This is a genomic window from Nocardia brasiliensis ATCC 700358 (assembly GCF_000250675.2).
Classification (GTDB): domain Bacteria; phylum Actinomycetota; class Actinomycetes; order Mycobacteriales; family Mycobacteriaceae; genus Nocardia; species Nocardia brasiliensis_B.
Window position 1 is genome coordinate 467,655 of the sequence record NC_018681.1, and the last position, 25,272, is coordinate 492,926.

21 protein-coding genes and 1 riboswitch are annotated in these 25,272 nt (G+C 69.4%); of the genes, 12 read left to right on the top strand and 9 right to left on the bottom strand.

The window, feature by feature from the left end:
- The first annotated feature begins 4 nt into the window (after nucleotides 1-4).
- On the top strand, nucleotides 5-193 hold the full coding sequence (locus O3I_RS02095) for a hypothetical protein (protein WP_041562359.1): 189 nt from the start codon (nucleotides 5-7) through the stop codon (nucleotides 191-193).
- Here the strand turns inward: O3I_RS02095 and O3I_RS02100 are convergent.
- The 3 genes from O3I_RS02100 to O3I_RS02110 all read right to left on the bottom strand — a co-directional run bounded on the left by O3I_RS02100 (nucleotide 190) and on the right by O3I_RS02110 (nucleotide 6,413).
- Nucleotides 190-1,518, bottom strand: coding sequence for a M1 family metallopeptidase (locus tag O3I_RS02100; protein WP_014981235.1), 1,329 nt, complete (start codon nucleotides 1,516-1,518; stop codon nucleotides 190-192). The genes O3I_RS02095 and O3I_RS02100 overlap by 4 nt on opposite strands.
- Entirely contained in the window at nucleotides 1,518-5,435 is a 3,918-nt protein-coding gene (locus O3I_RS02105) for a Pls/PosA family non-ribosomal peptide synthetase (RefSeq protein ID WP_041562360.1), read from the bottom strand. Before O3I_RS02105 ends, O3I_RS02100 begins: the two co-directional genes overlap by 1 nt.
- 339 nt (nucleotides 5,436-5,774) lie before the next feature.
- Nucleotides 5,775-6,413 (bottom strand): LysE family translocator, encoded by a 639-nt coding sequence (locus O3I_RS02110; RefSeq protein WP_014981237.1) that lies wholly within the window; start codon nucleotides 6,411-6,413, stop codon nucleotides 5,775-5,777.
- Between the two features lie 98 nt (nucleotides 6,414-6,511).
- Nucleotides 6,512-6,625: riboswitch (SAM riboswitch) on the top strand.
- A gap of 48 nt (nucleotides 6,626-6,673) precedes the next feature.
- Here O3I_RS02110 and O3I_RS02115 point away from each other — a divergent pair.
- The 3 genes from O3I_RS02115 to O3I_RS02120 are packed head-to-tail and all read left to right on the top strand — an operon-like array spanning nucleotide 6,674 to nucleotide 8,780.
- The gene (locus tag O3I_RS02115; protein ID WP_041563309.1) at nucleotides 6,674-7,993 is read left to right on the top strand and encodes an aminotransferase class V-fold PLP-dependent enzyme; all 1,320 of its coding nucleotides are present in this window, start codon (nucleotides 6,674-6,676) and stop codon (nucleotides 7,991-7,993) included.
- A gap of 53 nt (nucleotides 7,994-8,046) precedes the next feature.
- A complete protein-coding gene (locus O3I_RS45320) occupies nucleotides 8,047-8,184 on the top strand; it encodes a hypothetical protein (RefSeq protein ID WP_167829096.1) in 138 nt (45 codons plus the stop codon).
- A complete protein-coding gene (locus O3I_RS02120) occupies nucleotides 8,181-8,780 on the top strand; it encodes a Uma2 family endonuclease (protein ID WP_014981239.1) in 600 nt (199 codons plus the stop codon). Before O3I_RS45320 ends, O3I_RS02120 begins: the two co-directional genes overlap by 4 nt.
- A 4-nt stretch (nucleotides 8,781-8,784) precedes the next feature.
- Here the strand turns inward: O3I_RS02120 and O3I_RS02125 are convergent, their stop codons facing one another.
- The 3 genes from O3I_RS02125 to O3I_RS02135 form a co-directional block, all read right to left on the bottom strand.
- Nucleotides 8,785-9,333, bottom strand: coding sequence for a flavin reductase family protein (locus tag O3I_RS02125; RefSeq protein WP_014981240.1), 549 nt, complete (start codon nucleotides 9,331-9,333; stop codon nucleotides 8,785-8,787).
- Between the two features lie 126 nt (nucleotides 9,334-9,459).
- Entirely contained in the window at nucleotides 9,460-9,936 is a 477-nt protein-coding gene (locus O3I_RS02130; RefSeq protein ID WP_014981241.1) for a YbaK/EbsC family protein, read from the bottom strand.
- A gap of 34 nt (nucleotides 9,937-9,970) precedes the next feature.
- Nucleotides 9,971-10,285 carry a 2-oxo-4-hydroxy-4-carboxy-5-ureidoimidazoline decarboxylase gene (locus O3I_RS02135; RefSeq protein ID WP_237748242.1) on the bottom strand — a complete coding sequence of 105 codons (315 nt, stop codon included), beginning with the start codon at nucleotides 10,283-10,285 and terminating at the stop codon, nucleotides 9,971-9,973.
- Between the two features lie 219 nt (nucleotides 10,286-10,504).
- Here O3I_RS02135 and O3I_RS02140 point away from each other — a divergent pair, with 219 nt between their 5' ends.
- From O3I_RS02140 to O3I_RS02160, 5 genes are all read left to right on the top strand, one after another.
- The gene (locus tag O3I_RS02140; RefSeq protein ID WP_014981243.1) at nucleotides 10,505-11,326 is read left to right on the top strand and encodes a crotonase/enoyl-CoA hydratase family protein; all 822 of its coding nucleotides are present in this window, start codon (nucleotides 10,505-10,507) and stop codon (nucleotides 11,324-11,326) included.
- An 88-nt stretch (nucleotides 11,327-11,414) separates the two neighbouring features.
- The gene (locus O3I_RS02145) at nucleotides 11,415-11,921 is read left to right on the top strand and encodes a MarR family winged helix-turn-helix transcriptional regulator (protein WP_014981244.1); all 507 of its coding nucleotides are present in this window, start codon (nucleotides 11,415-11,417) and stop codon (nucleotides 11,919-11,921) included.
- Nucleotides 11,918-13,732 (top strand): MDR family MFS transporter, encoded by a 1,815-nt coding sequence (locus O3I_RS02150; protein WP_014981245.1) that lies wholly within the window; start codon nucleotides 11,918-11,920, stop codon nucleotides 13,730-13,732. Before O3I_RS02145 ends, O3I_RS02150 begins: the two co-directional genes overlap by 4 nt.
- Nucleotides 13,733-13,766: 34 nt before the next feature.
- A complete protein-coding gene (locus O3I_RS02155; protein WP_051066470.1) occupies nucleotides 13,767-15,023 on the top strand; it encodes a sensor histidine kinase in 1,257 nt (418 codons plus the stop codon).
- Nucleotides 15,011-15,655: a response regulator transcription factor gene (locus O3I_RS02160; protein WP_029896826.1), complete on the top strand. Its 645-nt coding sequence runs from the start codon at nucleotides 15,011-15,013 to the stop codon at nucleotides 15,653-15,655. The genes O3I_RS02155 and O3I_RS02160 overlap by 13 nt, the downstream gene beginning before the upstream one ends.
- 41 nt (nucleotides 15,656-15,696) lie before the next feature.
- On the opposite strand, the gene O3I_RS02165 is transcribed toward O3I_RS02160, so the two are convergent.
- Both O3I_RS02165 and O3I_RS02170 read right to left on the bottom strand, forming a co-directional pair.
- The gene (locus O3I_RS02165; protein ID WP_041563312.1) at nucleotides 15,697-17,211 is read right to left on the bottom strand and encodes an alpha/beta fold hydrolase; all 1,515 of its coding nucleotides are present in this window, start codon (nucleotides 17,209-17,211) and stop codon (nucleotides 15,697-15,699) included.
- Nucleotides 17,212-17,273: 62 nt separating this feature from the next.
- On the bottom strand, nucleotides 17,274-18,461 hold the full coding sequence (locus tag O3I_RS02170) for a serine hydrolase domain-containing protein (RefSeq protein ID WP_063632231.1): 1,188 nt from the start codon (nucleotides 18,459-18,461) through the stop codon (nucleotides 17,274-17,276).
- 350 nt (nucleotides 18,462-18,811) lie between these two features.
- Here O3I_RS02170 and O3I_RS02175 point away from each other — a divergent pair, with 350 nt between their 5' ends.
- Nucleotides 18,812-21,862 carry an AfsR/SARP family transcriptional regulator gene (locus tag O3I_RS02175; protein ID WP_014981250.1) on the top strand — a complete coding sequence of 1,017 codons (3,051 nt, stop codon included), beginning with the start codon at nucleotides 18,812-18,814 and terminating at the stop codon, nucleotides 21,860-21,862.
- A 75-nt stretch (nucleotides 21,863-21,937) separates the two neighbouring features.
- Here the strand turns inward: O3I_RS02175 and O3I_RS02180 are convergent, their stop codons facing one another.
- Nucleotides 21,938-22,429, bottom strand: a complete 492-nt coding sequence (locus tag O3I_RS02180) for an inorganic diphosphatase (protein ID WP_014981251.1) — start codon at nucleotides 22,427-22,429, stop codon at nucleotides 21,938-21,940.
- A gap of 161 nt (nucleotides 22,430-22,590) precedes the next feature.
- On the opposite strand from O3I_RS02180, the gene dacB reads away from it, so the two are divergent.
- Both dacB and O3I_RS02190 read left to right on the top strand, forming a co-directional pair.
- A complete protein-coding gene (gene dacB / locus O3I_RS02185) occupies nucleotides 22,591-24,042 on the top strand; it encodes a D-alanyl-D-alanine carboxypeptidase/D-alanyl-D-alanine endopeptidase (protein WP_014981252.1) in 1,452 nt (483 codons plus the stop codon).
- A 63-nt stretch (nucleotides 24,043-24,105) separates the two neighbouring features.
- Entirely contained in the window at nucleotides 24,106-25,185 is a 1,080-nt protein-coding gene (locus tag O3I_RS02190; RefSeq protein WP_041563314.1) for a zinc-dependent metalloprotease, read from the top strand.
- The last annotated feature ends 87 nt before the right edge of the window (nucleotides 25,186-25,272 follow it).

The following is a 25,272-nucleotide window of genomic DNA, read 5'->3' on the forward strand; positions in this document are numbered from 1 at the left end:
GATCATGAGTGATTCGCTGAAAGACCGTGTCCGCGCGAAGCTACAGCGCCAACTGGCCGAGGACGGCACGCCCGACACCGAACACGACGACCCACGTCAGGTCTCGGTCGAATCCGATCTCGAAGCGCTGGACAGCGTGTCCGACGACGATCCGCTCGTCGAGGAACTCGCGTCGCGCTACCTGGTGTTCTAGGCGGGCGGCAGCTGCGGCAGCGGCTTGGCGCCCAGCCAGCTGTCCCACAGCGCACGCAGCGGCACCCGGCTGTAATGCCCGGCCAGGTCGGTGAATTCCTCGGTGGTGACCGAACCGTGCCGATAACGAATGGTCCACTCGCGCAACAGATCGAAGAACGCGGTATCGCCCAGCTCCAAGCGCAAGGCATGCAGGGCGAGGGCGCCACGCTTGTACACCCGATCGTCGAACATCCGCTGCGGGCCGGGGTCGCCGACGATGATGTCCTGCGGTTGCCTGGCCAGGTTGTGCCGCACGCCGCGGGCGAGCTGATCGGCGGTGGGGCCGCCCGCCGCTTCGGACCAGATCCATTCGGCGTAGCAGGCGAAGCCCTCGTGTAGCCAGATATCGCGCCACTGCCGGATGGTCAGGCTGTTGCCGAACCACTGGTGTGCCAGCTCGTGCGCCACCAGTCGTTCCGCGCCGCGCCTGCCGTCGCAGTGGTTGGCGCCGAAGATCGAGATGCCCTGCGCCTCGATCGGAATCTCCAGCTCGTCGTCGGTGACGACCACGGTGTAACCCTCGAACGGATAGGGCCCGAACCGCTCGGTGAACAGCTCCATCATCTGCGGCTGCCGGGCGAAGTCGTGTTCGAAGTTGGCGCGCAGCCGCGGCGGCACCACGGCCTGCATCGGCACCGCGCCCTGCGCCGCACCGATGCGGTGCTTCTGATACGCCCCGATCTGAATGGTGGCCAGATAGCTCGACATCGGCTCCACCTGCTCGTACACCCAGGTGGTCTGGCTGGCCTTGATCTGCTTGCGCAGCAGCGTGCCGTTGGCCAGCGCGTAGTACGGGGTGTCGGTGGTGATCGAAATCCGGTAGCTGGCTTTGGAACTCGGGTGGTCGTCGCACGGGAACCAGGACGCGGCCCCGTTGGGCTGGCTGGCGACGAGCGCGCCCTCGGTGAGCTCCTCCCAGCCGACCTCGCCCCACGGCCCGCGCACCGGTCGTGGTGTGCCGCCGTACTGCACGACCAGCGACAGCGCACCGCCAGAGGGGATCCGCTGCTGGGGCGTGATCGTCAGCTTGCCGCGCTGGTGCACGTATTTCGCGGCCTTGGCCCCGTTGACGAACACCTTCGACACGGTGAGCGCCTGGGAGAGGTCGAGCGCGAACCGCGGCTGTACGGCGGTGGTCACCGCCGTGATCGCCGCCCGCCCGGTCAACCGATTGCTCGCGACCTTGTAGGTCAGCTCCAGCTCGTACCGCGAAACCCGATAGCCTCGGTTTCCGTTCTGCGGCAAGTAATCATCGATGGGCTCTTCGTAGAACTTGCCCGGCATCAGGAGGCAGCTCCGGGGTCGCCGCGGAACCAAGGCGCGATCGGATTGCCCCACCAGCGGGTGGACGGCGGCACGGTGTCGCCACGCATGACCAGCGAGGCGGGACCGATGGTCGCGCCCTCGCCGATGGTGGACGCGGGCAGCGCGACACAGTGCGGGCCGAGCGTGGCGCCGGCTCCGAGGGTGACGGTGTCCATGGACATGATGCGGTCGTGGAAGAGATGAGTCTGCACGACGCAGCCGCGTTCCACGGTCGCGCCGTCACCGAGTGTCACCAGGTCCGCCTCCGGTAGCCAATAGGACTCGCACCATACCCCGCGGCCGATCTCGGCCCCGAGGCCGCGCAGCCACAGATTCAGCACCGGAGTACCCGTCGCGGCGCGCGCGAACCATGGCGCCGCAACGGTTTCCACGAAGGTGTCGGAGACCTCGTTGCGCCAGACGAACGAGCTCCACAGCGGATGCTCCTCGGTCCCGATCCGGCCGACCAGCGCCCATTTCGCGGCCACCGAACTCGCGCCGGCCACCGCGCCCGCGGCCAGCAGCACCACGCCGCTGAGCAGTGCGGTGGGCAGGTGGCCGACGGTGTGCGCCAGCCAGGCCAGGGTGAACAGCACGCCGAGCCCGATCGCGAAAGTCACCAGCACCGGGATGAGCCGGCACGTCTCGATGATGCCGCGCGCCACCCGCAATCGCGGCGGCGGATCGAAAGTGCGTGCGGTGTCGCTGCTTTCCGGTGCGCGGCGCAACCGGACGGGCGGGCTGCCCAGCCAGGACGAGCCCGCCTTCGACTTGGACGGCGCGGCCGAAAGCACCGCGACCAGACCGTTTTTCGGTACCCGCCGACCGGGCGCGGTCATGCCGGAATTGCCGAGGAAGGCGCGCTTGCCGACCTTGGCCTCGCCGATCCGCAGCCAGCCGCCGCCGAGTTCGTAACTGGCGATCATGGTGTCGTCGGCCAAAAACGCGCCGTCGGCGACGACGGTGAACTTGGGCAGCAGCAGCACCGTCGAGGCTTCCACGTTCTTGCCGATCTTCGCGCCGAGCAGGCGCAGCCAGATCGGCGTGAGCAGGCTCGCGTACAGCGGGAACAGGAAGGTCCGGGCCGCGTCGAGCAGGCGCTCGGTGGACCACACCTGCCAGCCGGTCCGGCTGCGCACGGGGTGATAGCCCTCGCGCAGGCGGAAACTGAGCAGCCGCACCAGGATGATGGTGATCGCGGCGTACACGCCGAGGCTGAGCAGCGTCGCCACCGGCAGGATCGCGAACGCGCGGCCCAATCCACCGGCGAGCGTGCGGGTGTCGCGGATGAACCAGGCGATGAACAGCCCGCCCGCGCCGAGCCCGAGGATCGGCACCGCGGCCAACGCCATCGAGGTGATGCCGAAAATGGCCACCCAGTGCGCCGCCCGGTCGGGTGTATGCGCGGGCCAGCGGTGCTGGGCCTTACCGAGTTTCACGGCGGGCGAGCCCGCCCACTCCTGCTCCGCTTTGACCTTGCCGGATACCGCGGAGCCCGGCGCGACCTCCGCGTTCTTGCCGATCCTGGTGCCGGGCAACAGGATCGATCGGGAACCGACGACCGCGCCGGGGCCGACGACGACCGGCCCGATGTGCACGACGTCGCCGTCGATCCAATAGCCGGACAGGTCGACCTCGGGTTCCACGCTGCACCCGTCGCCCAGTTCGAGCATGCCGGTGACCGGTGGGATGGTGTGCAGGTCGACGCCCTTGCCGATCCTCGCGCCGAGCGCCCTGGCGAACGGCACCATCCATGGTGCGCCGGAAAGGTTTTCGGCCCCGCTGGCCTCGGCGAGGCGGACCGCGGCCCACAACCGCAGATGCACCGAGCCGCCGCGCGGATACTGACCCGGTCGCACGCCGCGCAGCAGCACCCGCGCGCCCGCCACACAGATCGCCATCCGGCCGATCGGGGAGATGAAGAGCAGGAACGCGACGAGCGTCCACCACCAGGACAGCTGCGGCAGCCAGGGCAGCGAGCCGGACCAGGCGGCGATATTGCCGACGATCGCCAGCCAGGTGAGCCACTGCAGACCGGTCAGCGTGGTGAGCGGGACGGTGGCCAGCACCTGGATCGCCTGGGCGCGCAACGGCGTCGGGCGCACCACGCGCTCCTCGACCGCGACGGCCGGGGTGCTCTGCTCCAGCAACTCGACCAGTGCGCCGAGGCGCGGGTGGTCGTAGAGATCGGCGACGGTGATCTGTGGATAGCGTTCGCGCAGCGCGGTGACCAGTTGCGCGGCGGCCAGCGAACCGCCGCCGAGGTCGAAGAAGTCGGCGTCGAGATCGACCACTTCGCCGCCGAGGATCGAATCCCACAGTCCGGCCACCCACTGCGCGGTGCCGGTCAGATCGTTGTGCTCGTCGTCGTCGGCGCTGTTGGGCAGCGGCCAGGGCAGCGCGTTGCGGTCGACCTTGCCGGAGGTGCGGGTCGGCAGTTCGGCGACGACCGCGAGCCGGGGCACCAGCGGGGCCGGAAGCTGTTCGGTGAGCTGGGCTCTGGCGGCTTTGAGGTCGAAGTCGGGGCCGGGTCCGGTGAGGTAGCCGACCAGGATCTTGTTGCCCGCCTTGGTGCTTCGGATCGCGGCGGCGGCGCCGGTGACGCCGGGCAGGTGTTGCAGTGCGTTGTCGATCTCGCCGAGTTCGATGCGGCGGCCGCCGAGTTTGATCTGGTCGTCGGCGCGGCCGAGGAACACCAGGCCCGCGCTGTCGTTGCGGACCAGGTCGCCGCTGCGGTAGGCGCGGTCCCAGCCGACCGAGGGCAGCGGGGCGTACTTCTCGGCGTCTTTGGCCGGATCGAGGTAGCGCGCCAGGCCGACGCCGCCGATCACCAGCTCGCCGGATTCGCCCTCGCCCACCGGGTTTCCGTTGGCGTCGATCACCACGAGGTCCCAGCCGTCCAGCGGCAGGCCGATCCGGATCGGCCACTCGCCGTCGAGCAGGGCGGCACACGCGACCACGGTCGCCTCGGTCGGGCCGTAGGTGTTCCACACCTCGCGCTCCGAATGACCTTTGCCCGCAAGACGTTCCGCTAGTTCGGGCGGTACCGCCTCGCCGCCGAAGATCAGCAGCCGGACCGCGTCCAGCGCCTCGGCGGGCCAGGTCGCGGCCAGGGTCGGCACAGTGGACACCACGCTGATCTCCCGCCGCACCAGCCACGGACCGAGGTCGGCGCCGGTGCGCACCAGGTCGCGCGGGGCGGGCACCAGGCAGGCGCCGTTGCGCCAGGCCAGCCACATCTCCTCGCAGGACGCGTCGAACGCGACGGACAGCCCGGCGAGCACTCGATCGCCCGGGCCGATCGGCGCGTCCGGCAGGAACAGGTTCGCCTCGGCGTCGACGAAGGCGGCGGCGTTACGGTGGGTGACCGCAACACCTTTCGGTGTCCCGGTGGAGCCGGACGTGAAGATGATCCACGCGTCGTCGGCGGGCGTGGGCAGGGTGCTCTCGCTCGGACTGAGCGAATTGTCTTCGGCGGCACGGATTCCGGCGGCGGTGGTCTCGATGCCCGCGGCCGTGACGATCGCGGTGACCTGCGCCTCGCCGAATACCAGCTGGGCCCGTTCGTCCGGGTCGTCGGCGTCGACCGGCACGTAGGCCGCGCCCGCGTACAGCACCGCCAGGATGGTGAGATACAGCTGCCGGGAACCCGACGGCATCCGCACGCCCACCCGGTCGCCCGGTCGCACGCCCGCGGTGGCGAGGCGCGCCATGGTCTGCTCGATCTCGACGACCAGTTCGAGGTAGCTGAGCACCACGTCGCCGTCGTCGATGGCGGGCGCGTCTGGATGCGCGAGGGCCGTCGCGGTCAGAATATCGACGAGAGTCCGGGCCTGCGGTGTGTGCGTGCCGCGGAGCAGGGGATCCACCGTCGCATCAACCTGTGGCTGGAGCATGACGCCCTGCCCACCTCCCATTCGACCTGCCTCGCACTTTCCTGGTCTTGTTGTGTCATAGCTGGGTTACCAGTGGGCAAACACCACGGTGACCAGTTGTCCACGGTACTCGGGGTTGTCGACGTTTGTTGTTCACCGGCGTGGTTGCCGGGTGCCGCGGGCCGGGCGGAGTCGTTGCAGGTCGAGGCGATTTCCAGTGGACACGCCGAAGCAACCGCTGGTGGGCGGGCTGTCCGGCGGGTTCGCTGGCCGATCGCTACGGCCGGGTGGTCACAGCGATGTGATTCCGCTCATCGGCTTGGTGATCTTGCAGCTCAGAGCGTTTCGGGGCGCTCGGGATCAGGCCGCGGAGGCCGCCGTGCCGATTCCGAGGGTCGCCAGGATTGCCGCGCTGGCCTGTTCGAGACGCTCCCGGATCTTCGGCCGGCGCAGCAGCGCGACCGCGCGGGAGGCGACCAGGGCCAGTAGCACCATCTCTACCGCGGCGATCGAGGATTCGACGGCGCCGAGCGCCAAGGTGTTGGCGAAGGTGACCTCGGTGAGGAACTGGGGGAGCACGGCGAGATAGAACAGGCCCACTTTCGGGTTGAACATGCACGAGACCAGACCCGCGGTGAACGCCGAGCGAACCGACGCGCGGGCGCCCGCCGCGGCCTGCGCCGCGTCGTCGCCGTGCAGGCCGGCCCGGCGCGCCCGGCGCTGTTCCAGCAGCGCGCGAATTCCCAAGTACACCAAGTAGATTCCGCCGACCACCTTGAGTATGCGATACGCGGTCGCGGACTGTTCCAGCAGCGCCGCGACGCCCGCCGCGACCACCACCGCCCACACGATGCCGCCCACTGCCGAGCCGATCGCGGCGGCGATCCCCGGTCGCGCGTCCACGATCGAGAAGCGCAGCACCAGGAACGAATCCGGGCCCGGGGTGATCGAGAGCAGGACGCATACGCCGATGAAGCTCAGCAGCAGGGAAAGCGACATTTCCTGAATCTGGTCCTCGGTCGGCGTCCGCGCAAGGTGTTTTCGGCGGTGTGGGCGCGTGTTGACAGGGCGGGGCGGTGTCTGTCAATCTCGGGACAGGTCATGAGTACCAGCGTTCAGCCCCGGCTTGCTGGTCGGCAACCCTCCTCCGCGGTGGGGTGCTCCGGGTGACGACCGGGCCGTCGCCCGACCGGGTGCGGCAAGCGCGGACTCGATGAATCTTCCAGATCATGGGTCCCAGAGCCGACGGGATTTTCGTGATGACTGCTGTTGTGGACCAGACCTGTGCCGCCCTCGCCCGGGTTTCCGGTGACGACCTGCGGGTGCCGCTCGTCCAGGGCGGAACCACCACCTACGCCAACTTCGACTACGCGGCGAGCGCACCCGCGTTGGCCCAGGTCACCGACCGCGTGCAGCAGCTGCTGCCGTTCTACGCGAGCGTGCACCGCGGCGCCGGCTACGCCTCGCGCATCTCCACCGAGTGCTACGAGGCCGCGCGCGGCTCGGTGACCCGCTACCTGGACGCCGCCGACGACCAGGTCGTGGTGTTCACCCGCAACACCACCGACTCGCTGAACCTGCTCGCGTCCTGCGTGCCCGGCGACACCGTGGTGCTCGACATCGAACATCACGCCAACCTGCTGCCCTGGACCCGGCACGGACGCCGGGTGGTGCAGGCCGCGGCGACCGTCGAGGAGACCATCGGCCGGTTGGTCGCGGAGCTGTGCAGCAAGCCCGCCGCGCTGCTCGCGGTGACCGGCGCGTCCAACGTGACCGGCGAGGTGCTGCCGCTCGAGCGCCTCGCCACCGTGGCACACCAGTGCGGCGCCCGCATCCTCGTCGACGCCGCCCAGCTGGCTCCGCATCGTCGAATCAGCCTGCGCGACACCGGGATCGACTACGTCGCCTTTTCCGGGCACAAGCTGTACGCGCCGTTCGGGGCGGGCGTGCTCGTCGGTCGCCGGGACTGGCTCGACCGGGCCGAGCCGTACCTGGCCGGTGGTGGTGCGGTCCGCGAGGTCAGCACCACCGGTGTCGAGTGGGCGGCCGCGCCGCAGCGGCACGAGGGCGGTTCGCCCAACGTGCTCGGCGCCGCCGCGCTCGCCGCCGCCTGTGACGCGCTCTGTGAGATCGACGCCGAAACCCTTGCCGCGCACGAACACCGACTCGCCGATCGGCTGCGCGAGGGCCTCGCCGCGATTGCGGGCGTGCGCCTGCTGCGCATCTGGCACGACAGCCCCGACACCGTCGGCATCGTCGCCTTCACCCTGGACGGATTCGTCCCCGGCCACGTCGCCGCCTACCTGTCCGCCGAACACGGCATCGGCGTGCGCGACGGCCGCTTCTGCGCGCACCCCTTGCTCGCCCGCCTCGACCTCGACGGCGCGCTCCGCGCCAGCATCGGCCTCGGCACCACTCCCGCCCAGGTCGACCGCCTGATCGACGCCGTAGCCACCCTCGTCCGAACCGGCCCCGCCTGGAACTACGCCATCACCAACGGCCTCTGGAACCCCACCCCCGAAACCCGCCCCTTCACCTCCCAAGCCCCCACCGGCGCCGCCCCCTGCCTCATCGACTGACCGACGACAAGTTGTCGGTCCGGTTGGCTTTGCCGGTCTATAGCATCTACGGCATGGCTGAGCGGACGGAGTGGGCGGACGTGCGGGATCGTCGAGCGGCAGAACCAGGGTTCGCCGCGGCGTACGAGGCCGCTCGGTTGTCCTACATGCGCGATCGCGAGGTTCGACTGAACGGCGGCAAGCACCGATGACCACCTTGCCCGCATGGGCTACCGATCCGCGCGCACTGCTCATCACCGAAGAGGGATACGCGGCGCTGCCCGTGGACGTTCGTAAACAGATCGAGGTCGTGGACGGTCACGTCATCTTCTGTCGGAGCGGCAGCTTTCAACACAACAACGTCGCTCGCCGGTTGGCCAACAGCCTGGAGTCGGCCAAGCCGACCGAGCCCTGCACCGGAGTCGTCACGGACTTCGAGATGCATTATGTCCAGAGTCGGCCGGGTAGTCCCGGGTTCTCCTTCCGACGGCCCGACGTCGTGCTGCACCGATGTGTGGACGAGGACCGGAAACTGACGACCGCTGACGCGCTGCTGGTCGTCGAAGTGGTGTCGCCGGGCTCGGAATACACCGATACGGTCGACAAGCGGGCTGAGTACGCCAACGAAGGCATCCCCATCTACCTCGTCGTTCATCTGGATGTCGAACGCCGGGTCAAAATCGTGCAGGAGTACCGGCTCGATTGGGCCAGCAAGACGTACCGGCTCGCGGAGACCCATCAGGACTTCCTGCGCTTGACCGATCCGTTTCCGATGGAGGTTTCCTTCGCCGAACTGGACGGAAGCTAGCCGCTCAGTCGCCGAGTTGGGTGGGGCGGTGGTAGCGGCCGTTGTAGTAGAGGAGGGGGGCGGCGGCGGGGGATTCGTTGGTGTTGTCGTGGACTCGGGTGACCAGGCCTACTACGAGGGTGTGGTCACCCAGGGGAATCAGTTGGTGGATGGTGGCGCGCAGCCAGATGGGGGTGCCGTGCAGGACGGGTTCGCCGGTGTCCAGGGTGGTCCAGAGGGCACGGTCGGTGAAACGCTCGTCGGCGGTGCGGGCGAAGCGCTGGGCGATGTGGCGCTGGTGTTCGCCGAGGAAATGGATGACCACCGAGCCCGCGTCCAGCAGTGCGGTGAGGCTGGACGAGGTGTGCGCGATATTGAACGAGACGAGTGGCGGCGCCAGCGACAACGAGGCGAACGACGTCGCGGTGAAACCGATCGGCCCGTTCGGCGAATTCAAGGTGACCACGGTGACGCCCGCCGGATAGTGCCGCATGGACGCGCGGAACTGCTCGGCGGTGATCCCGCTCAAATCATCGGGGATCTGGAAATCCACGGGTCGTTCAGCCTCGGTCACCTAAGCCAACCTACGCCGGGTTCGTCCGCTTCGCGTTCCCCCGCCCGGGGGTTTCTGCGCGAAAAGTCGATCTCGCGCACCGCATGACACCCCGATCGTGTTGCTGAAAGCCGGTGCGCGCGCTGCCTATACGACCTCGATGGGCAGCCCGGCGGTGATGCGCACCAACTCGTGAAAAGAGGTGCGGAACACAGTGTTCGGATGACCGCCCGCGGCCCACACCTCGCGATGCCGGGACAGCTCCGAATCCACCCAGGTGGGCAGGTTGGTGGGATGGCCGACCGGGGCGACTCCGCCGAGCGGTTGCCCGGTCACCTGCCGGACCAGCTCGGCAGGCGCTGCGGTGAGCGTGCCCTCCAGCCGTGTGCCGGTGGCGGCCAGGTCCACCTCGTGCGCGCCGGAGACCAGCAGCAGCACGGGGTCCTCGTCCAGCAGGAACACCGTCGCAGTCGTAATGGCCCCCACCTCGACGCCGAGTGCGCGCGCCGCGTCGGCGACAGTGGGTGTCGGTGCCGGCTGGGTCACGATGACACCGTGATGGCCTCGGGCGATGAGGGTGTCCGCGACTCGGCAGGCGATCGGTGGCAATGTCGACCTGCGCATGAAAACCAGAGTAGAGCGATTCGCGGGGAATGCGTCAGTATTCCGGATAGCCCTCGCTCGGCCCGAGCAGTTGGGCGATGCGCGCGTGCGTGCAACGTGCCAGCTCGGACACGCTGTGCTCCGAGACCTGTTCGTGCGCAACCGCTTCGAACGCCCGATCCAGATCGCCCGGCGAGAGCGCGAGCAGGCCGATGTCCGCGGTGGCCAGCAGCGCGTCCCGATCTGGGAAGGGTCTGGCGTCGGCGAGTTCGGTCGCCCAGGTGACATTGCCGCAACAGCCGAAGAGCGCGTGAATCGCGCGGGCGCGGGGAAATTGGTTGAACCGGTCGAGACCGATTCCCTGATGCATCAACACAGTGGCCTCCGAGCCGAAAAGTGAGGTTCGATGACTTGGTTCCATGATCCGCGCACGGCCGGCTAGGAACTACTGCCTCGCAACAATTTTGCGCACCTTTAACAGGATTTACGCCGCACGCGGCACCTTGCGGCGAGCTTCGCGGTCAAAGCGTCAGGGGAGTGGACCGGACGAGGTGTGTTCGTCTCCCGCCCTCTGGAATACGCTGTACAAATGACTGACTGGCAGGCATTTACCGTCGAGATCAAAGACCATGTCGCGCAGGTGACGCTGACGGGTCCCGGCAAGGGCAACGCGATGGGCCCGGATTTCTGGCGGGAGCTGCCGGAGATCTTCCAGGGGCTGGACGCGGATCCGGAGGTGCGCGCGATCGTGCTGACGGGTTCGGGCCCGCACTTCTCCTACGGCCTCGATCTGCCCGCGATGAGCGGCATGTTCGGCCCGCTGCTGGGCGATCGCGCGCTGGCCGCGCCGCGCACCGAATTCCTGGTTGAGCTGCGCAAGATGCAGGGTGCGGTGACGGCGGTGGCGGACTGCCGCAAGCCGGTGATCGCCGCGATCTCCGGCTGGTGCATCGGTGGCGGTCTGGACCTGATCGCCGCCGCCGACATCCGCTACGCGAGCGCCGAGGCGAAGTTCAGCCTGCGCGAGGCGAAGGTCGCGATCGTCGCCGATATCGGCTCGCTGCACCGGCTGCCCGGCATCATCTCCGAGGGACATCTGCGCGAGCTGGCGTACACGGGCAAGGACATCGACGCCGCCCGCGCGGAGAAGATCGGCCTGGTCAACGACGTGTTCGCCGATCAGGCTGCGGCGCTGGACGCGGCACACGCCACCGCACGCGAGATCGCCGCGAACCCGCCGCTGGTGGTGCAGGGTGTGAAGGATGTGCTGGATCAGCGCACCAAGAACGAGGTCGCCACCGGACTGCGTTACGTGTCCGCGTGGAACTCCGCGTTCCTGCCGTCGGAGGATCTCACCGAGGCGATCAAGGCCGTGTTCGAGAAGCGGGCTCCTGAGTTCAAGGGCGAGTAAAGCGTCGTTTATCGCTTGCCCCAGTTCCGGTTCCGTCTGCATACTTGCATCGCGCAACTAGTTGATTGATGCAAGCAAAGGTGAGGCTGTGGACGACCAGACGATCGACACGATCGCGATGCAACTCACCCGCTTGCAGCGGATCCGGGACCGCACCGCGGCCCAGATCGGCACGTGGACCAAAGACGGGCTGGACCCCGCCGCGTTCGGCGCCCTGATCCGGCTGTGTTTCGACGGGCCGATGCGCTCCGGCGAACTCGCGGCCGCACTGCACTCGGACGCGTCGACGGTCAGTCGTCAGGTGGCCCAGTTGGTCGGCAGGCAACTCGTCGAGCGGCAGGCCGACCCGGCGGACGGCCGGGCGACCGTGCTCGTGGTCACCGCACGCGGTCGCGCCGTCGCGGAGCAGATCCGCCGACGCCGCAACGACAACCTGAGCAAGGTGATGGCGAAGTGGGCACCGCAGACCCGGGTCGAGTTCGCCGAGTTGCTCCGGCAGTTCGTCGACGATTTCGAGCGAACGCGACCGGAGATGATCGCCGCCATGCGCCGCAACTGGGACGAGGCCCTGACCGAGACGGAGAACGACCAATGACAGCAGCAGCGCCGACCGCGGCAGCGCCCCCGGCTTTCACCCATCGTCAGATCCTGGTGATCCTGAGCGGTTTGATGCTCGGGATGCTGCTGGCAGCGCTCGATCAGACGATCGTCTCCACCGCCATCCGCACCATCGCCGACGACCTCAACGGCTACTCGATGCAGGCGTGGGCCACCACCGCCTACCTGATCACCGCGACGCTGGCCACCCCGCTGTACGGCAAGTTGTCCGACATGTTCGGCCGCAAGCAGTTCTTCATGCTGGCCATCGCGATCTTCATCGTCGGTTCGCTGCTGTGCACGATGGCCCAGTCGATGTATCAGCTCGCGGCGTTCCGCGCGGTGCAGGGCATCGGCGCGGGCGGTTTGATGTCGTTGGCGCTCACCATCCTCGGCGATATCGTCGGCCCGCGTGAACGCGCCAAATACCAGGGCTACTTCCTGGCGGTGTTCGGCACGTCCAGCGTGATCGGCCCGGTGCTCGGCGGCGTGCTCGCCGGACAGCAGACGATTCTCGGCGTCAGCGGCTGGCGCTGGGTGTTCCTGGTGAACGTGCCGATCGGCCTGATCGCGCTGGCCGTGGTGTCGCGGGTGCTGAAGCTGCCCAAGCGGCCCAAGTCGACCGACCGGGTGGACTGGTGGGGCGTGCTGGTGCTCGCGATCGGCCTGGCCCCGCTGCTCGTGGTCGCCGAGCAGGGACGCGAATGGGGGTGGGGCAGCGGCCGTTCCATTGCCTGCTACGTGATCGGCGGCCTCGGCATCATCGGCTTCGTGCTGGTGGAGAAGAACCTGCGGGACGCGGCGCTGATCCCGCTGCGGATCTTCAAGAACGGCACTTTCGCACTGGGCGTGGTGATCTCGTTCGTGGTCGGCGCGGGCATGTTCGGCGGTATCTCGCTGCTGCCGCAGTACCTGCAGGTGGTGCGCGGCGCGAGCCCGACGCTGGCCGGCCTGCAGATGCTGCCGATGGTGCTCGGCCTGATGACCGGTTCTGTCGTGTCCGGCCAGTTGATTTCGCGGACCGGCCGCTACCGAGCCTTCACGATCATCGGCGCGACCATGCTGACGCTCGGCTTGTTCCTGCTGCACTATTTGACCGCCGACAGCCCACTGTGGCTCGCGATGATCTTCATGGCGTGCACCGGTTTCGGCCTGGGCAACCTGATGCAGCCGCTCACCCTGGCCCTGCAGAACGCGTTGCCGCCCAAGGACATGGGCGTGTCGACCGCGGCGGCCACGTTCTTCCGGCAGATCGGCGGCACGCTCGGTGTCGCGGTGTTCCTGTCCATCCTGTTCGCGCAGCTGACCCCGAACATCTCGGACGAAATGCGCAGCGCCGCCGCCGATCCGCAGTTCCAGCACGCGGTGGTCGAGGGTGCGCGCAGCAGCAACCCGGCCGATGCCGCGCTGGCGAAAGGCTTGCTCGCGCAGGACACTTCGGCCGCGGGACAGGTGCTGAAGGACAGCTCGATCATCCAGCAGCTGAGCCCCGACCTGGCCCGGCCGTTCAAGATCGGCTTCGCCGATTCGATGTCGACGGTGTTCCTGTCGGCGACCGGTGTCGCGCTGATCGCGCTGATCCTGGTGTTGTTCTGGCGGGAGGTGCCGCTGCGGATGACGGGCGGTATCGAGGCGGCGCACGCTGCGGCGGCCGCGGAGAACGGTGAGAGCGTCTCGGCCGAGGAGGCCCGCGTGGTCGATCAGGTGGGACTGGTACTCGGCGGCGGAGAGGTCATCGATCCGCCGGAGCACGGCGGCGCGCGGGACGACGCGGCCGGGCGTCCGGCGGACGGCCCCGGCTCTGCGTGACCGCCCGCGGCTCGCGGACTGATGTTCTGACAGCATGACGAGGGTGAAAGAGGTCCTGCGTTCCGCGCTGGCGCGGTTGCGGCTGTTGCCGGGTGCGATCGGGTACCTGGCGGTCGGCAGCGTGACCTCGCTGGCCGCGATGCTCGCGGTGATCGGCCTGCTCCTGGTGCTCGCGTTCTGCCTGATCGGGGTCGGCATCCCGGCGGTGCCGGAGGCGATCCGGGTGGTCCGGCCGCTGGTCTCGTTCGAACGGCGCAGGGCGGCACAGCGACTCGGCACGCCGATCGAGGAGAGCTATCAGCCCCTCGTCGGCGGCCTGCGCCTGCGGGTGCGCACGGCGGTCACCGATCCGGCGAACCGCCGGGACGTGGCCTGGCTCATCGCGCACGGTCTGACCGGCATCTATCTGGGCATTTTCGCCGTCGCGCTGCCGGTGTCGGTGCTCGTTCAGCTGGCGACACCGGCGCTGTGGCAGCACCTGCCGCCGGGGGAGTTCATGACCTTCGGCTACGCGGTGGACTCGTGGCCCTCGGCATGGCTGAGCGCTGCGCTCACCTTGCCGCTCATCAGCTTGACGCTGCTGGTCCCGGTGGTGGCGCGGTGGCAGGCGCTGCTGGCCCGCGCCCTGCTCGGCCCCGCCGAAGGGGTGGTGCTCGCCGATCGGGTCGCCGCGTTGACCGCGACCAGGGCGGCCGCGCTGGACGCGCACGGCGCGGAACTGCGCCGGATCGAACGTGACCTGCACGACGGCGCGCAGGCCCGGATCGCGGCGGTGATCATGCAGCTCGGGCTGGCCGATCAACTGCGCGAACAGAATCCGGCGGCGGCGCACGAACTGGTGCGCAAAGCCCAGGACACCGCGACCGCCGCGCTCGCCGAACTACGCGATGTGGTGCGCAACGTCTACCCGCCGGTGCTGTCGGATCGCGGACTGGTGAGCGCCGTGTCGGCGATCGCGGCGCGCAGCCCGATCCCGTGTGTGCTCGAGCTGGCCGATGTGGGCAGGCAGCCCGCCGCGGTGGAGGCCGCCGCCTACTTCGTCATCACGGAGGCACTCACCAACGCGACCAAGCATTCCGGCGCCGAGGGCATCACCGTGGCGCTCGGCGGCCGACCGGAGCTGTTGACCATCGAGGTCCGCGACGACGGCGTCGGCGGCGCGGTCGAGACCTATGGCGGCGGGCTGGCCGGCATCCGCCGCCGTGCCGAGGCGCTCGACGGACGGATGGTGCTGACGAGCCCGGCGGGTGGCCCTACTGTGTTGCGGGTGGAGTTGCCGTGCGGGTCATGATCGCCGAGGACGACGCCCTGCTGCGGGAGGGGCTCGTGCTCTTGCTCAGCACCGCGGGGATCGAGGTGGTCGCCGCGGTCGGCAATGCCGACGACTTCCTCGCCGCCGTGGCCGCGGACCGCCCGGACGCGGTGGTGGTCGATATCCGGATGCCGCCGACGTTCACCGATGACGGGCTGCGTGCCGCGGTGCGCGCCCGCGAACTGCATCCCGGCCTGCCGGTGCTGGTCCTGTCGTCGTGGGTGGAGGACAGTTACGCCGCCGAACTGCTCGGCGACGGCCTGGGCGGGGTGGGCTATCTGCTCAAGGAACGGGTCGGCAAGGTGGACCGGTTCCTCGACTCGCTGCGCCGGGTGGCGGCGGGCGGCACCGCCATGGACCCCGAGGTGATCTCGCAACTGCTGGTGCGGCGCAAAGCCGACGACCCGCTGGCCGCGCTGACGGCACGGGAGCGGGAGGTGCTCGCCTTGATGGCCGAGGGGCACAACAACGGCACCATCGCCGAGCGGCTGGTGGTCAGCGAAGGCGCGGTGCACAAACATATTCGGAGCATTTTCGCGAAGCTGGGGCTGTCCACCGAGGAGGTCGGGCATCGCCGGGTGCTCGCGGTCTTGGCCTACCTGAACGCGTGAAGGCCTGAACCCGTACGGGTTCAGGCCTTCACGCGTCCGGCCTAGTCCGCCTTGCAGGTGAGTTCGGTGGCGGGCAGCGTGCCGTCCCGCAGGTACGCGTTCACCGCGCCGTACGCGCAGGTGTTGGGGTAGCGGCCGAAGATGTAGTGGATCGGCACATCCTGCAGGGTGACGAACGCCGAGCCGGTCATCTTCTGATGCAGCACGCGCGCGCCCTCATATGCGGTGCGGGTGTCGCCGGTGGAGTTCAGGATCAAGCTCGGCACCGAATTGTCCACCACCGTAGGCGGTTCCAGCGGCGGCGCCCAGAACGCGCACGAGGTGATGTTGTTGGCGAACGCGCCGAACACCGGCTGGCTCGCCCGGGCCGCCTCGATATTGCGCAAGTAGAACGCCGGATCGCGGGGCGCGGCGACGTCACCACACAGCACCGCCATCTGCGGTGAACCGTCCTGGTCGACCGGCTTGAAAATGTGCTCGAGGCCTTCCCGCAGCGTGTCGTCGGGTTGCACGGGCATACCGTTCGCCGCATCGCGGAGCTGGCTTACCTGACCTGCCAGCATCTCGTAGTTGCGCACATCGTCCAGCCCGACGAACAGCAGCATCGGCGCGATGTGATCGTCGACTTCGAACTCGCCCAACCGAATCGGCTGCCGTGCCGATCGCTGGATCAGATCTACGATGGTGGCCCGCACCGCGGCGCGGGAGTCGCCGAAGTGGTACTCGCCGTCGTGCGCGGCGGCCCAGTCGGCCCAGAGATCGAGTGCGGCCTCGTTCGCCGGACCCATGGCCTGCATCATGCCGACGGGGCCGTAGGTGTCCGGATTCGCCGCGCTGTCCAGCACGATCCGGTCGCTGCGCTGCGGGAACATCTGGGTGAACACGGCACCCAGGTAGGTGCCGTACGAGGTGCCGAAGTAGCTGATCTTGTCGACGCCGAGCGCGCCGCGGATCACGTCCATATCCCGCGCGGTGTTGCGGGTGCTGATGTGCGGCAGCCTGGCCGCCTCGGTCGCCGCGCAGCGCGCCGCGAAATCCGCTTGGGTGGCCACGGATTCGGCGTAACTCGCGGCGTCGACACCGGCCGACTCCAACGCGAAGCCGCGCGGCCAGTGACAGTTGATCGCCGCGGAGCGCCCGATGCCGCGCGGGTCCATGCCGATGAGGTCGTACTGTGCGCGTACGTCGGGCGTCATCGCCTCGCGGACGCCGAGCATGAAGTCGAGCCCGGGGCCGCCGGGGCCGCCAGGATTGGACAGCATGACGCCACGTCGTTTCGCGGGTTCCGGAGACACGAGCCGGGAGATGGCGACCGTGGTGGTGGCGCCCTGTGGCTCAGCGTAATTCAGTGGCACCGTGACATCGGTGCACTGCCCGCCCGCCTGAGCGAGTTTCGGGTCGTCGCAGGCCTTCCAGTCGAGCTGCTGGCTGTAGAAGCGTTCCAGCGCAGGGGGTTCGGCGTTGGCGTCGGTGCCGGTGCAGCCGGCCAGGCCGGCGCAGAGCGCCAGCCCGGCGGCGACGCTCGCGACGGCGGTGCGCCTGCGGGTGCGGTTCACGGTCGATCCTCCGATGTCGTTCGGCCGCACCGAAATCGGGTGCGGAGAAGGTAGCTGTGTGGTCACTGAGCGCAGAGTGCGGTGTCGAGCACGGCCTCGATGAGCTCGGACGACTCGTCCGAGGTCGGCAGCTGGTTCACCGCCACGGCCACTGCTTTCCCGTCGGCCGTGGCGCTGTTGCGGGTACCGAATCCGGGGATGCTGCCGCCGTGGCCCCAGACGTCCTTGCCGCACGAGGTCGTCCGATGGATCAGACCGAGGCCGTAGCCGGCGCCCGGCATCCGGTCGAACGGCACCGTCTGCTGCATCTGCGCCAATTGCGCAGGCGGCAACAGCTTTCCGGACAGCAGGGCGACCGTGAACGTGTTGAGATCGGTGTTGCTGGCGACCATCGCGCCCGCCGCACCGCCCCAGGACGGGTCCAGCTCGGTGAAGTCGATCCGCTTGCCCTCGCGGACGTGATAGCCACGCGGATGCGGATCGCGCAGCGTGCGCTCGCCCGAGGCAGGGGAGTAGGTGGACTTCAGGCCGAGCGGGGCGATGATCCGGCTATTGATCTCGTCGGTGTAAGGCCGTCCGGTGACGCGTTCGATCAACATGCCGAGCAGCAGGTAATTGGTGTTGGTGTACACCGATTTCGCGCCGGGCTCGAAGTTCGGCGGCATGGTCATCGCGTTGCGGACCAGCTCGGCGGCCTCGAAATGCTGTGTCCGGATGGCGTCTTCGTCCGGGGCGAGCTGAGCCGGGCCGTCCGTTTCGATGCTGGTGCCGTTACCTCGGCCGAGGTAGTCGGGCAGACCGCTGGTGTGCTGCAAGAGCTGGCGCACCGTGACGCGGTTGCCGTCGTTGCCGTTGCCCTGCACCACGCCGGGCAGGTAGCGCTCGATCGGCGCGGCCAGGTCCACCTTGCCCTCGGCGACCAGCTGGAGCACCAACGTCGCGACGAAAGTCTTTGTGTTGCTGCCGATCCGGACGAGTGCGTCGTCCTGGAACGGCGCACCCGTGCCGATGTCGCCGACGCCCGCGGTGTAGACCCGATGCCCGCCGGGACCGTCGAGGACGACCTGCACCCCGGGAATCCCGCTCTGCACCACACGATCCAGCGCGGCGGCGAGTGCGGGCGGCGCCGCGCTGCCGGGGGTCGGTGTCGTCACCGATGTTTCCCCGCCGCACGCGGCCGCGGCGAGCACCGCGCCCACCACGAGGGCCGATAGGGCCGCCTTTCCGCCATTGCGCCGAAATGGGTTCATGAGCAGTGTTGTCCTCCTGTTCGAGTCGGGAGGCATCGGTGCTCCGCGACGGTTTCGAGCCTAGGAATTCCGGGAGGTCGCGCCCATGCCGCGCGCACCCGGATTTCGGGTAACGCCTACGGGCCTTCGATGGTGGTGCCAGCACCACCATCGCCCGTCTGTGGGCGGGACATCAGCATCCGATCAGCTGTTCGTCACCGAAAACTCACGGAATCCTCGGTTTGATGCGGTATCTGTGGCGATGGATCATTGGTGGCTCATCGTCCGATAGTTGGGCGAGGTTGCCGCGAACGTCGGACGATTGGTTACCTTCGAAGCCGGACGTCCGACGGTCGGAGAGAGAGGGCCGCATGCTGAAGTTCGCTGTGCTGGGTGAGGTGCGTGCGTGGCGCGATGACCTGGAGCTCGATCTCGGGTCGAAGCAACGCAGAGCCTTGCTGGCAGCGCTGCTGCTGCGCAGTGGACGGTCGGCGACGGTGCCCGAACTCATCGACGGCGTCTGGGGGGAGCATCCGACGCCGAGCGCGATCGGCGCGTTGCGCAATCACATCCTGCATCTGCGCCGCGCGCTCGAGCCGGACCGCCCGTCCGGCGCGCCCGCGACGGTGCTGGTCGGGTTCGGTGGCGGCTACGCGTTGCGGCTCGACCCCGGCGCGGTCGACGTGGAGATGGTCGAGGATCTGCTGCTGGAGGTGCAGCAGGAGCGGGCCGGCGCCGAGCAGCCGCATTCGGTCGAGCAGGTCCGCGAACGGCTCGACGCCGCGCTGCGCCTGTGGTCCGGCACGCCACTGGCCGGACTGCCCGGCCCCTACGCGGATCGCCAGCGCACCCAGCTGATCGAGCGCCGGGTCGCGTTGCTGGAGCAGCGGATCGAGCTGGATTTGCGGCTCGGCCGCTACACCGAGGTGATCGCCGAACTCACCCCGCTCTGCGCCGAGCATCCGATGCGCGAGCAGACCCGCGGCCTGCTGATGACCGCGCTGTACCACGCGGGCCGCCAGGCCGAGGCGCTCGCGGTGTACGCCGAGACCCGCAAGGCGCTCATCGACCGGCTCGGCATCGAACCCGGCCAGCAGCTGACCGAGCTGCACCAGCGCATTCTGCGCGCGGACCTGACCGCGCCACACCTCGCCACGGTGCGCAACCCGGCGGCGGTGCGTCCGCAGCGGCGCGCGGTCACCCGGGTCGCGCAGCTGCCCGCCGATGTCGTGGACTTCACCGGCCGGGCCGATACGGTGCGCGCGATCAGCGAATGGCTCACCCGCGCAAACAGTTCCGCGGTGCCGGTGTGCGTGATCGGCGGCATGGGCGGCATCGGCAAGAGCGCGCTCGCGGTGCACGTGGGTCACCTGGTGCGGGACCGGTTTCCGGACGGGCAGCTGCACGTCGACCTGCACGGCTTCGCGCAGGCGCGCGGCGGCCACCCGGCCGGGCGGGCCACCCCGGCCGCCGACGCGCTCGGCGACTTCCTGCGTGCGCTCGGGGTGCCGGAGGGCGAGATCGCGCCGACGCTGGCGGAGCGTTCGGGTCAGTTCCGCAGCTTCCTCGACGGCAAGCGGGTGCTCGTCGTGCTGGACAACGCGCACGACGTCGATCAGGTCACGCCGCTGATTCCCGGCACTCCGGGTTCGGCGGTATTGATCACGAGCCGCTCGTCTATGCCCGAATTGCCCTGTGTCGTAGGTATTCTCGGGGTGCGGCTGGACGTGCTCGCGCGCGCCGAGGCGCGCACGCTGCTGGCCGGGATCGCCGGGCTGCGGCGGGTCGCCGCCGAGCCGGCCGCGGTGGACAGCGTGCTGGACGCGTGCGGTGGGCTGCCGCTGGCGGTCCGGATCGTCGGCGCGCGGCTCGCGGCCCGGCCGCAGTGGACCATCAGCAGCCTGGCCGAGCGGCTGGTCGACGAGCAGCAGCGGCTCGGCACGCTGCGCAGTGGTGACCTCGCGGTCGAGGCCGCGTTCCGGCTCAGCTACGACCAGCTCGACTGCGCGCAGGCCAGGGCGTTCCGGATGCTCGCGGTGCCCGAGGTCGCGCAGATCTCGCTGGACGGCGCGGCGGCGGTCCTCGGCTCGGACCGGATGCTCGTCGAGGAGCTGTGCGAGTCGCTGGTCGACCTGAATCTGATGGAGACCAGCGCGCCGGGCCGCTACACCTATCACGATCTGCCGCGCCTGTTCGCCCGCGAGCTGCATCAGGCCGCCGACGAGCCGGCCGCGGACGCGTTGATCCGCCTGCTGGACTTCTACCTGGCGAGCATGAAAAACCTGATGGTGGTGTGCAATCCGGGTACGACGCTGTCGGAGCATCTCGGTGCGACTGTCGCGCAGGGCCTTTCGTTCGTGGACACCATCGCCGCGCAGTACTGGCTCGATGCGGAGCGCCCGAACCTGATCTCGCTGTACGAGCAGGCCGCGCGGGTGGGCGGTGCGGCCCTGCCCGCCGCCGCCGACATCGCGTGGGCCACCGCGGAATTGATCGATGGCGGCCCGCACAGCCAGGAGCTGTCCCGGGCCTTGAACAAGCTGCTCGACGCCGCGCTGCGGGCCGGGGACCGGCGCGTCGAATGCCGGATCCGGGTGACGCTGGGCTCGATCTTCAGCTACTCGCTCGGCACGCTGCGGCAGGGCCGCGACCATCAGCGCATCGCGCTGTCGCTGGGCGGTGCCACGCCGGGCGACGTGCGGCTGGTCGCGTTCGCGGCGCAGTTGCTGGCCTCCTCGACCCGGATGGGCACCGAGACGGCGGCCTCGATCGCGCACGGCGAGCGTGCGATCCGGCTGGCGCAGCGGGTCGGCGATCCCGCGGTGGAATGCGCCAGCCTGGTGCACATCGCCAAAACCCTCTCGGACGCAGGCGAATTCGTCGAGGCGCAGGAGCGAGCCACTACCGCCAAGACGCTCGCCGCGAAGATCGGCAACGCGGCGCTGGAGGCGATGGCGACCCACGAACTCGGCGTGTGCCGCAGTTTTCAGGGCGACCACGCGCAGGCCATCGAGCTGTGCAACGAGGCGGTGCGGCTGGCCCAGCTCAGCGGCGTCGAACTGCGCGAGGGCTGGGCGTTGGCGCGGCTCGCGCACGTGCACATGATGGCGGGCGAGCTGGTCAAGGCCGAACCGATCGCGGAAGCGGCCGTGCGCACGCTCAATCGCGCCATCGGACCGTTGAGCCGGGCGCGGGTGCTGGTGATGCACGGGCTGATCCTGCAGGCGCTCGGGCGAACCCATCAGGCGTACTGCGTATACCGCTCGGCGGCAGAGACTTTCGCCTCGATCGAGGACGCGCACTTCACCCACGAGCGGCTCGACGGCGAGGTGGAGGCGCCGATCCTGTCGCTGCTGCGCGAGCACCTGGATGAGGTGATGGCCGAACGGGCCGAGCGGCGCACTCGCGCCACTGATGCGTGAGCGTGGTTCAACGAGCCTGCGCCACAACGCGAAAGCGGGCAGCCGGACGATCCGGCTGCCCGCTTCGGTTCCGGCTCAGTGGCCGCCCTGGTCCTTCAACCGCTGCACCGAGGCCTCGGCCTCGGCCTCGGCCTCGGCCCGGCCGACCCACTCCGAGCCCTTGACGTACTTGCCCGGCTCCAGGTCCTTGTACCGCTCGAAGAAATGCTTGATCGCGGCCAGCTCGAACTCGGGCACATCCTTCAGGTCCTGGATGTGCTCCCAGCGCGGGTCGCCCGCGGGCACGCACAGCACCTTGTCATCGCCGCCGGCCTCGTCGACCATCTTGTACATCGCGACCGGACGCACCTCGATGAGGCAGCCGGGGAACACCGACTCGGGCAGCAGGACCAGCGCGTCCAGCGGGTCACCGTCCTCGCCCAGGGTGTTCTCGATGTAGCCGTAGTCGGCGGGGTAGACCATGGAGGTGTAGAGGTGCCGGTCGAGCCGGACCCGTCCGGTCTCGTGATCGACCTCGTACTTGTTCCGAGAGCCCTTGGGGATCTCGATGGTGACGTCGAACTCCACGCCATCTCCTTCGGTGCATCTATGAGCATGAGCAGTCGCGACTGCCGACTCGCCAGGTTGTTCAAGGGAACGGTTGCGCAACGAGGATAGTGTGGTCGGCGGGGACATGGGTGCGGCAGGCGGCTGCTGCGGAGATCAGTCGAGGAGAGCTGCGGTCAGTGGTGGGTAAGAACAAAGGTGGCTTGGCCAACCGGCGGCGCCGCAATCTCTGGATCGCGTTCGGCGTCACACTCGCCGTATTGCTCGCGGCAGGAACAGGAGTGCTGCTCACGGTCAAACCGTGGACCGACGAATTCCGCCACGGTGGACTCACCGTCGCGGCCCCGCCCACGCCGGTCCGGCCCTTCCCGCAGGTCGCGCCCGCGCCGTCCAACGCGCCCGCGCCGAGCCCGGCCGGTATCGCGGCCGCGCTCGCGCCGGTGATCGGCAATCCGGATCTGGGCGCCTTCGCCGGACAGGTGACCGACGCCGACAGCGCGACGGTGCTGTGGAGCGGCGACCCGGGCAAGCCGATGATCCCGTCGTCCACCGCGAAGATCCTGACCACGGCCGCGGCGCTGCTCACCCTGCCGGCCGACCATCGGCTGATCACCAGGGTGGTCGCCGGTGCCGCGCCGAACGAACTGGTGCTCGTCGGCGGTGGTGATCCGACGCTGACGGCCGAGCCGGAAGGCAAGGGGTACTACCCGAACGGCGCCAAGGTCGCCGATCTGGTGTCGCAGATCAAGAACTCCGGCCGCGCGGTCGACACCATCGTGGTGGACATCTCGGCCTATACCGGGCCGTCCATGGCGAAGGGCTGGGATCCGATCGATATCGGGGACGGCTCGATCGCGCCGATGGAGCCGGTGATGATCGACGGCGGCCGGTTGCAGCCGCTCGTGGAGTATTCCCCGCGCACCCCGACGCCCGCGCTGGACGCCGGACGCAGGCTGGCCACCGAACTCGGCCTCGATCCGGCCCGGGTGCGAATCGGCACCGCCGCGCCGGGGGCGGCCGAGGTCGCGAGCGTGCGCTCGGCACCGCTGCGGGACCGGTTGCGCGACATGATGGTCTACTCCGACAACATCCTCGCCGAGGCGGTCGGGCGCGAGATCTCCGTCGCCACCGGCGGCGAGGCGTCGTTCAGCGGTGCGGTCGCCGCGGTGAACACCGCCCTGGGCAAGGCGGGCTTCGACCTGACCGGTCTGGACATGCACGACAACAGCGGACTCTCGGTCGACGACCGGATTCCGGCGCGGCTGCTGGACCGGGTCGTGGCGACCGCCGCCAAACCCGGCGCGAGCAGCGCGGTGCAGCCCGCGGGCACCATGGCCCGGCCCGAGAACGACCGGCTCGCCGCCACTTTGGCGCCGCTGCTGGACGCCCTGCCGATCGCGGGCGCGACCGGCTCATTGACCAGCCGCTATGTCGACCACAACCGGCAGGCCGCCGGGTTCGTCCGGGCCAAGACCGGAACTCTGTCGGTGTCCAGCGCGTTGGTCGGGTATGTGCTCGACGCCGACGGCCGGGTGCTGACTTTCGCGCTGATGTCGAACGATCGACCGCCGGAGGTGAGCAGGCCCGCGCTCGACGCGATCGCGGGCACGCTACGCAACTGTGGATGCTCGTGACGGGTGGTTGACATGCACGGAGAAAGTTCCGACCCGGCCGGTACCGGTGCGGCGGACGCGGTGATGCCGACCGGTACCGCGGTCGAGCAGACGAAGGGACGTTCCGGATTCTCCGGCGCGGTCGACTGGCGCCTCGCGGCGAAGACCGGCGCCGCCCTGGTGCCCGCCGGCCCGCGGACCTCCCGCTACTCGGCCGAACAGGTCGTCGCCGAGCTGGCCGCGGCCTCGGTGCGGGCCGAGGGCCCGGTCCGCGAGGTGAGCGGGCTGCTCGACGATCAGCCGGTGCCCGCCGCCCGGATCGTGGACCGGCCCGGCTGGATCGCGGCCGCCGCCGATTCCATGGCCCAGCTCACCGGCAGCGACGGTACGAGCGCCGAACGCGGGCTGTTGCAGGGCAAACCGGCGGGCGTGCAGGCGGGCGCGATGCTGGCCTTCCTGTCCACCGCGATCCTCGGCCAGTACGACCCGTTCACCGGCCCCGACGGCACCCTGCTGCTCGTCGCGCCGAACATCATGGCGGTGGAGCGGGCGCTCGGCGTTTCGCCCAGCGACTTCCGGCTCTGGGTCTGCCTGCACGAGGTGACCCACCGGGTGCAGTTCTCCTCGGCGCCCTGGCTGGCCGAGTACATGCGCACCAACGTCGAGGTGCTCGGCGAGGTCGGGGACGAGCCGCTCAACGAGGTGCTGTCGCGGCTGCTCGAGGAGGTTCGCGACCGCCGCCGCGGGACCGTGCCCGACGACCCGGCCACCCGTGGCGTGGTCGGCCTGCTGCGCGCCACTCAGGCCCCGCCGCAACGCGAGGCGCTCGACCGGCTGCTCATGCTGGGCACGCTGCTGGAGGGCCACGCCGATCACGTCATGGACGCGGTCGGGCCCGCCGTGGTGCCCTCCGTCGAGCAGATCCGCTCGGCCTTCGATCAGCGCCGCAAGCGGCCCACCAACCCGATCCAGCGCATCATGCGCGCGCTGCTGGGCGTGGACGCCAAGGTCGCCCAGTACGTCCGCGGCAAGAAGTTCGTGGACGAAGTCGTCGGCCGGGTCGGCATGACCGAGTTCAACACCATCTGGACCGACGCCGAAACCCTCCCGCGCACAGACGAAATCGAGACTCCCGAACGCTGGGTGTCGCGCGTCCTGGGCTGAGTCCCGCACCCGTTCCGTCTTCCCGCACCCGTTCTGGCATGGCACAGCGGGTGCGGGAAGACGGAACGGGTGCGCGAACCCGTAGGG